The sequence below is a fragment of the Acinetobacter sp. YH12233 genome (genome assembly GCF_013417725.1).
Classification (GTDB): domain Bacteria; phylum Pseudomonadota; class Gammaproteobacteria; order Pseudomonadales; family Moraxellaceae; genus Acinetobacter.
The window spans coordinates 38,038-53,093 of the sequence record NZ_VPDK01000012.1 but is presented as its reverse complement, the minus strand read 5'-3'; the positions used below and the strand labels follow the sequence as shown (position 1 = coordinate 53,093).

The following is a 15,056-nucleotide window of genomic DNA, read 5'->3' as shown; positions in this document are numbered from 1 at the left end:
TCAGAATGAATAACTGGCACTAAAACCATAATTCAAATCATAATTTTGGAAATATTCAGGCTTCTTGATTGGTTTACCGATAAATATATCGTAGTAAAAAGTGCCACCCACCTTAAATTGACCACGTAGCCCCATCGCACCACCCACAAGGGTTTTACCTAAAAGCCATTGGGCAGATTGACCATCAACATGCCCAGCATCCAAGGCCATATAGAATTGATGTGCGGGAAAAATAGACATGGCTAAATCATTGCGCCAGTAGAAGCCACGGTCTGCTGCTAGGGTTAGGTCACCATCAAAACCGCGTACTGTATACCTTCCACCAATGGAAAGCCGGTCTTGGATGGTCAGCGGGGTGTCATTGTATTGCGCTCTAAAGGCACTTGAGTAGCTATATTGCTGGTTCTCAAATTGGAACGGAACATTCAGATTGGCATCTAGCGTCCAGATCTTCATCCGTGATGTACCTTCGTTCAGCGCTTCCTCAACTGCTGGTAATGAATCGAATGCACCTGTGCCTCGCTTATACCCTAGACTCAAATCCAGCACTGCAAATTGAATATATTCACGATGATCAAGGTTTAACTGCCAACCCGCAACATCTCTGCGCTGTATGGTCAGTTCGGCATCATCAATATAGCTTTTAGATTCTCGATGCCAGCCTTTCAAGGTCGCTGAGGTTTTACGCTTGGCATCCCGATAAAGCAATCGGGTCAAGCCTAAGTCTTGAGTCTGACTTTCTCCATTATAGTTATAGACATTATTGGTGCCTGCAACAGCTTGGTCATAATTGTATCGACTCGCATTGGCGCTGATCAGCCAGTTTTTATAAGGGACTGAATAATGAAGGGCATAGTTATGGGTTCCGCTCTTCACAGTGGTTCCATTTTGATCCGTAATCTCTTGCTGATCTGCTAAGTTACGGCCCATGGTGACGTAAAATAAGTCACTTCTAAATAAAGGGTTATCGACTGAAACGGTGATGTTACCTTGGTATTTACCGGTTTGACGACTACCGGCATCATCAGCACTTAAGGTCACGCGAATTGGAATTTTTCGCTGTTTCCATTTGACGATAACATCACTTTGATTGGGCGCATCTGCAGGAATAATTTGAATATCAGCTTCCGCTGTAGGCAGTCTTTTTAAGTTTTCTAAGCCTTGCTCTAAGTCACGTAAATTGAGAATATCGCCACTCTTCATTGGAAAGATATTTTTGGCATATTGAATTCGGCCTGCTCGGGTATTTTCCTCATCACTTAAATCGAGTTTGATTTCTCGAACTAATCCCGGAATGACGGTGAGTTTTAATACGCCTGTACTTAAGTTTTGAGGTGCAGCCAATATTCGTGTCGTAGTAAAGCCTCGGCCAATGATGATGTTCTGCGTTTGCGTCATCAACAGATTAATTCGCTGCTCACCCATGCATAAACCTGGAGTAAAACTTAAATCTTTTAACGCTTGTTGCACATATTGATCAAAATGCTTACTCATTTCGCCATCAAGTTCAACTGTCTTGATTTCAAAACAATTCTGATCTTCAAGGTCGGTAAGTTGTACAGCTTCTTTTTTTTGGATGACATCTAAATTAACATCACGTTCTGGTTGTATAATTTTTTCTAGTTCTGCTTGGCGCTGCTGGTTTCGAATCAAACCATCTATCGCTGGATCAAATGTTTCTGCAAATGCAAAAGGAGTAACAACAAAACCACCCAAAGTAAGCAAAATACTTTTTAATACTATATTTTTTTTGAACATAAATTTATTGCATGTTAAATTTTGCGCAGAAATTAACAAATAATGACCAAATATTCAATGGTATTTTATTTTTCAATTTCTCCCATTAGATTGTACCCCTCAATAGACACTTAACTTTCATTCTGCAGGACACCTTCACTTGCCACATGTGTCGTTGATAGCCAATCTGACCATTGTTCTTGATATAACTGTACCATATGAGCACTTGGCTGTTTTTTCGTAAGCGTCCGCTGAACACACCTTATGAATTCATCCTATAAGCCTTAATTTAGTCCCCACTTAAAAACAAGTGGGGACTTAAATTTATGACGACAAATAATCAGACATCCATCGCATCTCTAGCGAAAAAACGAAGAACATACAGTGCTGAATTTAAACAGCAGATCGTTCAGGCTTGTAAAGCACCTGACGTTTCAATTGCTTCGGTCGCTTTGCAACATGGATTGAATGCAAATCTTGTATCCAAATGGATTCGCTTATTTGATGGTAAACCAAAGAATGATCGCTCACCACCACCGAATAAACCTGCATTTATTGCCTTATCCTGCTCTGCACCATTAGATCCTATTTCTACTAATATGTTAACGGTTCAAATTGCTTTACCTCACTCAAAAGCAGAAATTGGCTTTGTGATACGGGTCTGATTTTTCTTGATAAGCTGTGGCTCAAATTTACCCTCACGATCTCTAGGGGTATCTAGTTCAAACTCACCATCATCAGTCAGTAGACGCTTCGTTGTGTAACCATTGCGAGCATTTTTACCTGTTCGTGGACTATTCTTTTCGTAACCTAAATGGTCGGTGAGTTCCGCATTAAGGGCAGTTTCAACAGTCAATTTCTTTAAAGCCCGACTAAAATTATTGAGATCGAGTTCGGTTTTTAGGTTCTTGGCTAACTCTTTAGCGAGTGCCAACATTGCTTCATCTTTCATGGTAAACACCTTTTGTTTGACCCCAACAACGTTGGGGGAGTTTAAGCGTTTACATAGTTTTATTTACAGTCTCAACAAATCCGAAAACAAGGCATCACCATTGCTCATCTAAGGAGTAGACCCAGATACGATATTAGGCATATTTAGGTTTTTTGTCGTGTACAGAGTCAAAAAAGATAGAATCTGGATTTTTATTACATTTACTATCCGTATACTTCAACAGCAGCTTTGAATGTTTCACTTAACCTTAAACTTTTTTTAAAATTAAATATATTTACATATACGTTCTAAAATTTGATATAATTTATTAAAACTTTAGATTCCAAGTGTAAATAATGAGAAGCGCTAATATTCGACGTGATGGCTACTTAAAATTTCTGAATACATGGCAAGACCGTGATGTCATTAAAGTACTTTCAGGTGTGCGTCGCTCTGGAAAATCCACCTTATTGGCAATGTTTCAACAAATCCTAAAAGCACAGGGTGTACAAGCCGAAAACATCATTGCCATCAACTTCGAATTTATGGAATTTGAAGAACTCACCGATTACCGTAAACTACATGATTATGTATTGTCCAAAGTTGATAAAAGTAAAAAAAACTATGTTTTCTTAGATGAAATACAACATGTTACAAATTTTGAGAAAGTAGTCGACTCTTTATATGTTCGGGATTATATCGATTTATATATTACAGGCTCAAATGCATTCTTTCTAAGTGGAGAACTTGCGACTTTACTTACAGGACGCTATATCGAGCAACATGTTCTACCTCTGTCATTCCAAGAATTTAAACAGTGGCATATTGAAAATAATCCGATCATCCAACAATTATCAAATCGTGATTTGTATGCCATGTATACGCGCAGTAGTTTCCCTTATACGCTTGCCATGACTAGCCAGCAGGAAACTTATGATTACTTGCAAGCAGTCTATGCCAGTGTAATGTTTAAAGATGTTATTCCCCGTTTGAATACTGCCGATATTAACTCTCTCGAGCGTGTCGCAAGATATTTGGCAAGCGTGACAGGCTCACCTATTTCCATCAATAAAATTAAAAATACCTTTGTTTCAAGTGGGGTTAAAATTTCATTTGAAACAGTAAAACGCTATATTCAGGGCTTACAGGACAGTTTGTTATTTTATAGTGCCGCACAATTTAAAGTACGCGGGCGTGAGTTATTACAATCCTCTGAAAAATACTATTTAGTTGATGTCGGATTGCGCCGGATTATGTTGCCTGATGCTAATGCTGATCAAGGTCATATCTTAGAAAATGTGATTTATCTTGAGCTTGTCAGACGAGGTTATACGGTCTATGTAGGGCGGGTTGATGAATATGAAATTGATTTTGTTGCTGTCGATACTTTACAGAATTTAACTTATTATCAGGTGGCATTAGAAACGCTCAATGAGGAGACACTCAGCCGAGAGTTACGTCCATTACAGAAAATTTCTGATTCGTATCCCAAGTATTTGCTTACCTTAGACACGATAGGGACTGAAGCGAATTATAATGGTATTGTAAAAATGAGTGCTCTCGATTGGTTGCTATCTGAAAATAAGTAAAGTTGAGGGTAGACATGGATACACTTATTTATTAATTAAAACTCAAAGACTTTTCAGCATTAACCAAGAGTGTGATCAAGCATAATTTCTGCTCCATTTGTGATGGATTGATTTACCTCGACTCGATTTCTATCTGATTAAGATGTATGGTCCGCTTGCATCATGTGAGGACAGGAAAAGGCGAAACGGCTACTTTTTGCATGTGATTAGATAGTTACGGCTGTTATAATCCGTTACTTAACGGGGGATTAATATGTTTAAAAATTTATTACTGAGTTTATTTGTGGCTGTTCCACGGCTTTGTTGCATAAAGATTTTGTAAGCTTCTGATTTAAATAGGTTTGTATGAATTTCAACCTAAAAATTAATGAACAAAATCAGTTGGTTATGTATTTATGCAACAAAGCCTATGTTAGAATATTTTTTTATCGATAGTCCAACATTAAAATTTCGTCTATCTGCGGGCTCAAAGAAACGATTATTACTATCATTGACAATCACGGAACCCACATAGTTTCGATCTAATAAATTATCTAGTCGTGCATAAGTATTTACTTTCCAGTCTTTATTGACCCACAAATAGCCAACATTTGCCGCAACGACCGTATAACTTGGTGCAGTATCAGAGTTGATATCATCGACATAAATCTTGTCCATATAACGTGCTTCTAAGCCTGCCTGAAATCCCTGCTCAGGTTGCCATGCCAAGCCTACAAAAGCTTGATTCTTGGCAATACCTGGAATATATGTTCCTTTTTGTATCAGCGGTTTGGTTGTGGTCGCTGGAATATCAGCATCAAAAGTCGCATCTAAATAACTATAACTGGTTCGAATATTGAGTGCTTGCCAGAGCTGTTTTTGCCACGATAACTCTAAGCCTTCACGTAAGGTTTTTTCTGCATTACGAAATGTGCTTCGCCCGCCATTGGCATCGTCAGGCACAATGTCATTTTTAGTTTCAGTATGAAATACAGCAAAAGTAAATAACCCTAAGGTATTCTGCGATTTTAAGCCAAGTTCTACGGTATCACTGGTCGCAGGTTTTAAATTAAAGTTAATGCCTGAAGTCCCTACTGTAAGATAGGCCATCTCGGTAAAGGTTGGTGTTTCGAAGCCTTTGCCATAGCTAGCATAAGTATAAAGCTCAGGTAATATATCCCAGCCTAAAGCGACAGTTGGAAGTAACTTTTGATAATCTGTTGAACCACTGTCATCACCATTGCCTGTGGTTTAGTCATGGTGCTGAAGCTATTTCTGATGTCTTAATTCTATTACCTGCAACACAGTACATTTAAGTTGATGATGCTACTAGCAATGTTTTAACTATTGGAAAATATTACAGTAATTTAAATTATTTGGGGGAATTTTCAATAAACATAAATTTCGACACGTCACATTGTGTCGTTAGTAAGTAGGATGATTCAATCACTTCAAACTTAGCATTGGTATAACCCTGCCCTATGAGACAGCTTCATAATAAGGCTGCTTATATCTAGAATACTGTGGCAGTTTAAAGTTTTATTTTAATTTTACCTCAAACCACATTTGATAAATAATGAAGAAAACCTAGATATAACCCCCACAAACTACTGATATTTTTAATTTGCTAAAATTTTACATTGATCATATTTCATTCATGTAATTGTCATTTTTGCTTCTTATGATGAAGCTTTTTAAACATGATGCTTCAAAAAAATGAAAAAAAAACCACTAACCTTAGCTTTATTAGCTTCGACAATTTTATTAACCGCATGTACTGATGATGGGGACAATGGTCAAAATGGATTGAATAGTTTGATTCAACAGACGCCTTTAGTACTTGGAAATGATGATTGCTGGAGTGCTGGAACACGTATTGAAAGTGGTTTGGATAAAAATCAAAATGGTGAGTTGGATGCGAATGAAATCCAGCAAAGCTCCATCCAGTGTGGTCCAAACTTATTTGCCCAAGGGGTTGCATTGCCTTACCAAAACTTAACAAGCTTTAAGGCGAATGGAACAACTATTGCGAGTGCATTTACACTTCGACAGGGTGGCTTTGGCTCTGATGTTGCTGCCCATCCTACGAACAATAAACAATTTTACGCAATCACAGATCGTGGCCCAAATGCTGACTATAATGATGGCGTGAATGGTGCTGGTAAGATTTTTCCAATGCCAGACTATATACCTAAAATTGGGTTGTTTGAGGTACAAGATGATGGCTCAATCAAACTCATCAAAACGATTTTATTAAAAGATCGTGATGGAAATAATATTAGTGGATTACCGAATACTGCTGCACTAGGTGGTACAGGCGAAACACCTTACGATATTCATGGCAAGGTCATCGCTAAAGATCCATCAAAGCCTTATGACCCAATAACGAACCCTATCAAACTTGATGATTACGGTCTCGATTCTGAAGGTTTGGCAGCATTGAATGATGGTACATTCTGGGTGAGTGATGAATATGGTCCTCACATTGTGCACTATGATGCCAATGGAAAAGAAATTGGTCGTATTAATCCTTTTGTAAATGATGTGCGCAATACCTTCACTTTACCGCAAGAATTTAGTTATCGTCGTGCCAACCGTGGTATGGAAGGTTTAACTATTACACCTGACCAAAAAACATTGGTTGGGATTATGCAATCGACAATGGACTTACCGACTAAAGCTGTTAATAAATCAACCTTAACACGTATTGTGACGATCAATCTTGAAACAGGAAAAGTTGCTCAGTATCTCTATCGTCAAGAAATTGATGCTAACTCAAACTCAGCTATTATTGCGATTAATGATCATGAGTTTTTAGTACTGGAACGTGATGGCAAATTCCTTAAAGACGATCCGAATATCATGAAACATGTTTATCGTATTGATCTGAAGGATGCTACCAATTTGGAGGATATCGCAACTCAGGGCGATCTAGTGCAAGATCCTAAACTTGGTTTAACGATTGCAGGTAAAACCCTCGAGCAATATTTCATCAATAACGATAAAAAATGGGAAGCATTACAAGCACTAAATATTCAGCCAGTAAGTAAAACATTGGTATTGGATATGGGTAAACGTGTAAGTTATGCGCATGACAAAATGGAAGGTCTATGGTTGATTAACCGACAAACTCTTGGCATTGTGAATGATGATGACATGGGTCTTTGGACAACCAATGGTTTAGAGCAAAAGTATTTGGATAATGTGGGCATGCGTGTCGATACACCTACCTTATATATTGCCGATAAGTTAAATCTTTTCAACCCATAACAATGAATGAAGCCCAAAAGCTAAAACTTTTGGGCTTTTTAAATTCAACTTTTGTCTAGAGAGAAAAATGAGAATAACTCAATCGGCTTTGATAACTTTCTTGGCAATTACAGTGCTACCATCGCTGAGCTATGCATCTCCCAAAGCCACATCTCGCGAATACAAAGTACTATTAGATCCCATAAATTTTAATTATGGAAATGAAGCAAGCAGCATAAATAGCTATTTTTCAGCGGTGAAAAATGCGATTGAAAATAAAATCAGTCGTGACGTAACTGGTGCTATGATCTTTGATACACAAAGAGAAATCCGCTTTTACGATACTCAAGGAAGCTGTACTTTAAAAAATATGGGATACAGCTTCAGAGAGCGTAATGAAAATGGTACAAAAGAAGTAACTTTAAAGTATCGTGGATATGACCATTATATTGCTGACTTCAAAGATTTGACTAGCAATGTATCAGGCGCAAAAACTAAGCTAGAAGATGACATTACTCGTAAAGATAACTTGAGTTTCCTTGTAGTTGCAAGCAAGTCAACAACCGTACCAACCTCGCGAACCATTAACGATTTTGAGGATATCAATATTCTATTTACTGGCTTCAAAAATGACTATAATTTTAATAATAGTCTAGCCCTGAATCAAGTTGGTGGTCTAACTATCTATGAACGAAAATATAGTGGTGCAACGATTGATTTAGGTGAATTCGATGCAGATTTAGAGTTAAGTTTATGGTATACCCTATTGCCTTACGGTAGTCTAAAACCTGTTTTAGCAGAAATTTCGTTTAAATATTCAGATCCCAATGCGAATTTCACAAGAAAAGTAGTTGATCGTGCTGCTTTAAGCTTCAGTGCTTTAAAAGGTTTAACCCAATATAATGCACCAACTTCGACAGCAACAAAGACTCAGTTTGTGTACCAATATCAATCAAATTTCTGCAATTAGCCTTCATACACATCTAGAAAATTTAACCTGATAGAAACAATAAAAAATGGGTAACTGTCAGATCAGGTTTGAGATACAAGTTATCCTTCTCTGCCCCAATTTCAAGCCCAATATTTAAAGCTTGGGCTGTTCTAAACACATTAATCACACAGCCTAAACCGAGTGAATAAATCGGCTGTCTTAATAGAACAACAACAGCACCTAGAATATGCTCAACTTCAGCCACAGTTTCAGGCTCGTATAGGTATTTTCCGTTCGCTTCTACGTGATTGTCAGTTTAGGACGCAAACTGGGGCTCATCCCGCCTGCACGTCCAACGCACAGCTTGGGGTATGAAGAATCACTCTATTGGTTCAGAGTATTGGCCTTCTTCGATGGCAAACGCAGCCGCATGTCGAAAAGGCCCATCAGGCGAAAATAGCAAGCCCCCCATTTGATCACTTACCGTGGCAGTTGGGACAATGGGGCAACACTTGATATGCCGAGCTTAAGAGGGTGAATAAGAGGGATGTGAACCGCCCCAAGGAATGGGGCAATTGGGGATGCGGTAACAACTCCTAACCGCATCAAGAATACCAAACTTGCAAAAGTCCCAAATTGGGACTAATATCTATTTATGAGAATTATCGCACTATCAACCTTAAAAACATTTTGGGAAGACAGCTCAGAATACATTGACGCTAAAGAGCCAACGTTAGCTTGGTATAGGCATGCATTAAACGCTGATTGGGGAGCACCGGCGGATGTGAAACAGGACTTTAGAAATGCCAGCATCCTCAAAGATGGGCGTGTCGTGTTTAACATTGCCGGTAATAAATACCGGTTAGTTGCTTGGATCAATTATGCGTACAAAGTGGTTTACATACGGTTTATCGGCAGCCATGCGCAATACGATAAAATTGATGTACAAACGATTTGAAGCCAAAAGGTAGTAACAAGAGGTAAATATAATGGACATCAGACCTATTAAAACAGATGCCGACTACCGCGCGGCATTAAACGACATCGAAAACCTAATGATGGCGGAGCCTGATACCGTCGAAGGCGAAAAGCTGGACATTTTGGTTACGTTAGTCGAGGCCTACGAAGCAAAGCATTTTCCAATGGATTTGCCAGACCCTGTTGAGGCAATAAAGTTTGAGATGGAGCGCAAAGGCTTAACCGTTAAAGATCTTGAACCCATGATAGGTAAAAGCAATCGTGTTTATGAAATCCTAAACCATAAGCGATCACTCACGCTAAAAATGATTTGGAAACTTCATGAAGGGTTAGGTATTCCAGCAGAGTCGCTGATCAAGCCACCGCAAGTTCGCGCTTTATAGTGCTGCGAATCAAAATTAGTTTGTTATGAATGACGCTCGCTACCCAAACATTTCTGCTATTGATAACAGGCTAGCTGAGCTTGAAAATGAAAAGCAGCAGCTTCTCGCATTAAGAGAGGCTTTGCGTAGCGCTCAAATCGAGCGTTCAGTACAGACATTCACGCCAGAACAAAAGGTCGCCTTATTCAGACAACGATTTCGTGGAAGAGAGGATATCTTTGCCAATCGTTGGCAAAATCAACAGGGGCGCAGTGGCTATTCCGTAGCCTGTGATAATGAGTGGGTAAGCGGGCTATGCAACAAACCCCGCATTAAATGCCAAGACTGTTCACACCGAAAGTTTAGCGAATTAAACGAGCACATTATTTACAGGCACCTTGCCGGTCATCAAGTGGTAGGTCTGTATCCACTACTTAAAGATAATTCGTGCTATTTGTTGGCAGCCGATTTTGACAAAGGCTGTTGGCAAGAAGAAGTCAAAGCAATGTCTAAAGTGTGCCAAGCGTTTGATATTCCGCACGCGATAGAAATCTCGCGTTCTGGCAACGGGGCTCACTTATGGATATTTTTTGAAACCAATATCCCAGCGAACCATGCTCGGGCACTGGGTTTCGCTTTGCTTGATAAAGCCATGGAAATATTTCCAAATCTATCGTTTGACTCCTATGACAGGCTCTTTCCTAACCAAGATGTACTTCCTGAAGGCGGGTTTGGCAATCTCATTGCGTTACCACTTCAAAAGGAGGCTCGCCTTTCAGGTCGTAGTTGCTTTGTTGACAGTGACCTGAATGCCATCGATGATCAATGGCGGTACCTTGCTGAGCTTAAAACGCTCACTCAGTCGAGTATTGACCAACTCATAACAACTATTTCACCCAACACCCTATTACTGTCCGAGCAAGGGCTAACAGACAACCGCCCTCCTTGGGAAATCACAGCCAAAGCCGCACCAATAAAATTAGAGTCTTTGCCGAAAAACGTGACCATTACCTTGGCCAACCATATCTACTTTTTGATGAGCGAGTTACCTGGGCCATTACTGGCCGGACTAAAGCGATTAGCTAGTTTTTCTAATCCTGTGTTTTTTAAAACACAAGCGTTGCGCTTTTCAACCCATGGCATTCCGAGGTTTATTTCCTGTGCTCGTATTGAAAACGGTTATCTAGCACTACCGCGAGGCTGCCTCGATGATGCGATTGCTTTGCTACAAGAGCAAAACATTTCGCCACTATTTGACGATAAGCGTGAAATTGGTAAACCATTATTAAAGCTTACCCCTGAGTTCACTTTGCGAAAGAACCAGCGTGACGCAGTGGCCGCAATATCTAAACATGACTTCGGTATTTTGCATGCGCCAACTGCATTTGGAAAAACGGTTACTGCCATTGCTATGATCGTAAAACGCAAAGTAAATACCCTCATACTGGTTCATAGCCGACAACTGCTCGACAATGGCAAGAGCGCTTACGCACGTTCCTACCCGAAGTAACCATTGGCAGTATAGGCGGAGGTAAAAGAAAGCCGAGTGGCATTATCGACATAGCCACCTACCAAAGTTTGGTTAATAAAAAAGACAATTCCATCACTCCTCTCATTCAAGACTACGGCCATATTATTGTTGACGAATGCCACCACCTATCTGCACCAAGGTTTGAAATGGTACTCAACGAGGTAAGAGCAAAATATGTATTGGGCCTTACAGCAACACCAGAGCGACAAGATGGTCATCAAAAGATCATTTTTATGGCGGCAGGGCCTATTCGCTACAAAGTGAAACAAAGCCCTGATGAGCAATTTACTCAAACCGTGATGATTCATCAGCTCTACGATGTACCAGCAGCAGAGCTTATAAAAACAGATGAGCGCCCCAAAATAAGCGATGCCTACCGCTGGCTCGTCAATAATGAGCAGCGCACTTCAAAAATCGTCTCAGACGCCTACGAGTGTGTTCAAAATGGCGGACACCCGTTAGTCCTTACAGAGCGTAGAGAGCACGCAGAATCCATACACTCACGACTTACCGAAATGGGTATAAGCACTGTCGTACTTAAAGGCGCCATGAAAGCTGCGGAACGCAAGAACGCTGACAATCATCTGCAATCGGCTCAAGTCGTCGTCGCAACAGGAAAATATGTAGGCGAAGGGTTTGACCTACCAAGACTGGATACGTTGTTTTTGGCCATGCCCATCTCATGGAAAGGAACATTGGCTCAATATGCCGGTCGTATTCATCGTGAATCGGAAGGCAAAACACAAGTCACTATTCACGACTATGTGGACTGCACTCTCCCTATGCTGCAACGCATGTTTAAAAAACGCGAGAAAAGCTACAAGGCTATGAGGTACGCCCTTGAGTACATTGATGACAACAGTAACAAGCAACCTTCATTGAAATTAGAAAACATCCCTTCACCAAATACCAAGCCAAAATAAACAGCAGCACTTCATTAAACACTTCCCCATGCCTTTACCCCCATACGCCAAAACTGAGCTAAATCAGCTGTGGTTTGTGCTCCACAATTGGAAATAAATTCAGCAATCTCTAAGTAGCTGGCACCTTGAGATTGTTCACCATCATAGTATTGAAGCTGTGTCATGGCCGACGAAAAATGCAGCCGCTTGTCACCGTCGCGGTCAAACCGTTTTGTTAAGAAGGTATGGTGCTGTGACGAAAATTGCCTCATCTCACTTGGAAACATGTCAACACCTGCCGCTAACGCCAATTCATAACAGACCATCTCCCACGCGCCCACATCATGGGTATCGTTTAAATTGGGAAACTTAGCAATCCACAAGTGGTCTTGTTCATCTGTGACACAAGCTTTGGGCCTTGCACCACCTAATGATGAGCCTGGAGAAATCAGCATTTTCAACCAGCGGTAATACTCGTCACTGTCGATGTTATCGTCTTTTTCAATCTGCATTGCTGCATGCTCTAGCTCTCGCAAAGAAGCCATTGGCGGCGCAGCAAATTCAGAATTGTCGTCCAAAAAAGCATTCGAGCCTGTTCGCTTAAATCGAATACCACCCATCCGGTAAGAGTCATTTACGCCCAGCAGGTAATCCAATTCGTTTAATCGACTTGTTGCTCGAATGCCTTTGCGCGCCTCAATCGCCGCACGCCGCTGCATTAAAATACGCCCCCATCTATCAGGCGATGAATCAAGAAATGCGCGGAAGCTTTTATCGACTTCATCGTTTTAGAGTACACCGGAGTGGAGGGTCAGGATGGGATCAATTTGCAAGCGATAGGCTGAGGTTAAAAATGCTTTATCGTAGGCAAAACTAAACACGCCACCTCGGCTTGAATCGCTGTAAGAAAGCAGCCCTATTAGCAAAGGTGCTTCAATTGGCTGCCAGTCGGCATAGACTTCAACGATTTCACGGCTCATCTTGAACCTTCCAGCAATTTTATGTTTTGCAGCTTGATACCCACTTCATCATGGGCGGCCATTTCTGCAAAGTTGCTTTCCATGCCAAGAACGGCCATCACCTTTAAGTAAGTGCCTATGGCAACGCCCGGATCACCGGCTAAGACTTAATTCACGGTTTTATGATCAAAACCAGTACGTTCACACAGTAGCTTTTTGGTAAAACCACGTCTTTTCATCGCCAACAGCAAGTCTTCACCAAACTGCGTCAGGATTTTACGCTGCTTTGGAAACAATATATTGTGTAAGTCACGCTTAGCCATATCACCAACCAAAGGGACTATATTCCCACTTTACTCAATATAATTGGATTTATATCCTACTTTTAGGTTTAGCTTGCGCGTTGGCCAAGGCGATGATGTGAATCCCTGAATGCCAAAGGTCATCAAATTACACTTTTATGCGCATAAAAATGTAAAATTCCGCACTTTTCTGCGCGTAAAAGTGTAGGCTGAGTTATACTACAGGCAGTTAACAGTCTTAATTGGCGGGAAATGACAATGCAGCGCAACTTACTAAACGCCCTAATAACATGGAAAAATCAACCGGTGCGCAAGCCATTATTGATCGATGGTGCAAGACAAACAGGTAAAACCTATCTGCTACAAGAGTTATTTGGGAATACCTTTGCCAACATCCTTCGTATCGACTTCCTTGAAAACCCTGCCTACAAAGAAGCGTTCGATGGCTCTCTGTCACCTGACGAGCTAGTAATGAATATTGAGTTGTTAACCAACCAAGCGTTCAACCCAGAAACCGATCTGCTGATATTAGATGAAATTGGCGAATGTGAACGTGCCGTTACCTCACTAAAGTACTTTGCTGAAAAAGCACCGTCCTATTTTGTCGCTGCCAGCGGCTCGAATATTGGTTTGCTCAACACCTTCCCTGTGGGCAAGGTAGAACAATACAATTTACGACCACTGACCTTCCAAGAATTTATTTACGCATCCAACGAGCAAGCGCTGATCAAAGCGTTTGATAGTCAAGCAAGCACACCGGCAGTACACACCAAATTGATGGACAAACTCACTGACTACTTTTTTACTGGTGGTATGCCGGAAGCCGTTTCTGCTTGGTATCAGTATAAGGATTCAAGCATTCTAGAGCGTGTTGAAAAAGTCACAAAAATTCATGCCGATTTAGTGGAAGGTTATCGCCGCGATTTTGGTAAGTACGCGGGCAAGGTCGACACCACACTGATTGAATCGGTATTTAATAGCATTCCAGCCCAGCTATCACTTGTCAGCGATGAGTCGGTTAAACGCTTTAAATTTAAGCATGTGCATGAGCGTAAATCTCGTTATAGCGATTTTGAAACCGCGATCCATTGGCTTAACTGCTGCCGCCTAGCTTTGCCAAACTACCCTATTGAAGGATTGCCGAAATCTCCGTTAGCGGCCTATAAAAAAGAAAATATGGTGAAACTGTTTTTGTTTGATGTGGGTCTGCTTAATCATATGCTCGGCAGCAGTTATAAAGAAATTAAGCAACAAAACTATGAATACAAAGGTTATGTGGCTGAAAACTTTGTGCAACAAGAGCTCACTGCCATTGGCGTTGACCCAAGCTATTCATGGAATGACGCCCGTGCCGAAATCGAATTTATTTTGGCGACCGATGAAGGCGATATCGTCCCTGTGGAGGTCAAAAGTGGTAAACGTACAAGAGCAAAATCGTTGGCATCCTACGTTGAAAAATGTACTCCAAGTAAAACCTTTAAGTTAACGGGTACACAAGGCTCATCCGCATTAGAGCAAACCAATATCGTGATGCCTTTGTATTTCACGCAGTATTTACCACAGAGATGGTAAAAGCGCGTTACTTAGACCCCGAGGTCTACACAAA

Annotated in this window: 10 protein-coding genes and 6 pseudogenes; 10 read left to right on the top strand and 6 right to left on the bottom strand. The window is 40.7% G+C overall.

All coding sequences use genetic code 11. The features are described from left to right. Positions 1-1,758: a ShlB/FhaC/HecB family hemolysin secretion/activation protein gene (locus tag FTV12_RS07385; RefSeq protein ID WP_154320126.1), complete on the bottom strand. Its 1,758-nt coding sequence runs from the start codon at positions 1,756-1,758 to the stop codon at positions 1-3. A 305-nt stretch (positions 1,759-2,063) separates the two neighbouring features. On the opposite strand from FTV12_RS07385, the gene FTV12_RS07380 reads away from it, so the two are divergent. Beyond that, the gene (locus FTV12_RS07380; RefSeq protein ID WP_154320127.1) at positions 2,064-2,402 is read left to right on the top strand and encodes a transposase; all 339 of its coding nucleotides are present in this window, start codon (positions 2,064-2,066) and stop codon (positions 2,400-2,402) included. On the opposite strand, the pseudogene FTV12_RS07375 reads toward FTV12_RS07380, so the two are convergent. Continuing rightward, positions 2,387-2,689: pseudogene (locus tag FTV12_RS07375) on the bottom strand (transposase); the annotation flags it as partial. The gene FTV12_RS07380 and the pseudogene FTV12_RS07375 overlap by 16 nt on opposite strands. Before the next feature lie 335 nt (positions 2,690-3,024). On the opposite strand from FTV12_RS07375, the gene FTV12_RS07370 reads away from it, so the two are divergent. Continuing rightward, positions 3,025-4,257, top strand: a complete 1,233-nt coding sequence (locus FTV12_RS07370) for an ATP-binding protein (protein ID WP_094069408.1) — start codon at positions 3,025-3,027, stop codon at positions 4,255-4,257. A gap of 38 nt (positions 4,258-4,295) precedes the next feature. Then, positions 4,296-4,382: pseudogene (locus FTV12_RS16620) on the top strand (HNH endonuclease); the annotation flags it as partial. A 268-nt stretch (positions 4,383-4,650) separates the two neighbouring features. On the opposite strand, the pseudogene FTV12_RS07365 reads toward FTV12_RS16620, so the two are convergent. Then, a pseudogene (locus FTV12_RS07365) lies at positions 4,651-5,478 on the bottom strand (TonB-dependent receptor domain-containing protein); the annotation flags it as partial. A gap of 474 nt (positions 5,479-5,952) precedes the next feature. Between FTV12_RS07365 and FTV12_RS07360 the strand changes: the two are divergent. Together FTV12_RS07360 and FTV12_RS07355 are read left to right on the top strand one after the other, a co-directional pair. Beyond that, positions 5,953-7,506, top strand: a complete 1,554-nt coding sequence (locus tag FTV12_RS07360; protein WP_167846514.1) for an esterase-like activity of phytase family protein — start codon at positions 5,953-5,955, stop codon at positions 7,504-7,506. Positions 7,507-7,573: 67 nt separating this feature from the next. Beyond that, a complete protein-coding gene (locus FTV12_RS07355) occupies positions 7,574-8,455 on the top strand; it encodes a hypothetical protein (protein WP_179989051.1) in 882 nt (293 codons plus the stop codon). Positions 8,456-8,477: 22 nt separating this feature from the next. Here the strand turns inward: FTV12_RS07355 and FTV12_RS07350 are convergent, their stop codons facing one another. Then, entirely contained in the window at positions 8,478-8,681 is a 204-nt protein-coding gene (locus FTV12_RS07350; protein ID WP_094069354.1) for a hypothetical protein, read from the bottom strand. 390 nt (positions 8,682-9,071) lie between these two features. Here FTV12_RS07350 and FTV12_RS07345 point away from each other — a divergent pair, with 390 nt between their 5' ends. From FTV12_RS07345 to FTV12_RS16530, 4 genes and pseudogenes are all read left to right on the top strand, one after another. Further along, on the top strand, positions 9,072-9,374 hold the full coding sequence (locus FTV12_RS07345) for a type II toxin-antitoxin system HigB family toxin (protein WP_154320130.1): 303 nt from the start codon (positions 9,072-9,074) through the stop codon (positions 9,372-9,374). Positions 9,375-9,405: 31 nt separating this feature from the next. Then, positions 9,406-9,777 carry a type II toxin-antitoxin system HigA family antitoxin gene (locus FTV12_RS07340; RefSeq protein WP_000354814.1) on the top strand — a complete coding sequence of 124 codons (372 nt, stop codon included), beginning with the start codon at positions 9,406-9,408 and terminating at the stop codon, positions 9,775-9,777. Positions 9,778-9,802: 25 nt separating this feature from the next. After that, a pseudogene (locus FTV12_RS16535) lies at positions 9,803-11,433 on the top strand (DEAD/DEAH box helicase family protein); the annotation flags it as partial. Further along, a complete protein-coding gene (locus tag FTV12_RS16530; RefSeq protein WP_257219781.1) occupies positions 11,434-12,210 on the top strand; it encodes a DEAD/DEAH box helicase in 777 nt (258 codons plus the stop codon). A gap of 44 nt (positions 12,211-12,254) precedes the next feature. Here the strand turns inward: FTV12_RS16530 and FTV12_RS07330 are convergent. Continuing rightward, positions 12,255-13,169 (bottom strand): annotated as a pseudogene (locus tag FTV12_RS07330) (type II toxin-antitoxin system HipA family toxin); the annotation flags it as partial. Then, a pseudogene (locus FTV12_RS16615) lies at positions 13,166-13,471 on the bottom strand (transcriptional regulator). The pseudogenes FTV12_RS07330 and FTV12_RS16615, both read right to left, overlap by 4 nt. A 237-nt stretch (positions 13,472-13,708) precedes the next feature. Between FTV12_RS16615 and FTV12_RS07320 the strand changes: the two are divergent. Then, a complete protein-coding gene (locus tag FTV12_RS07320; protein WP_070153175.1) occupies positions 13,709-15,022 on the top strand; it encodes an ATP-binding protein in 1,314 nt (437 codons plus the stop codon). Positions 15,023-15,056: the final 34 nt, after the last annotated feature.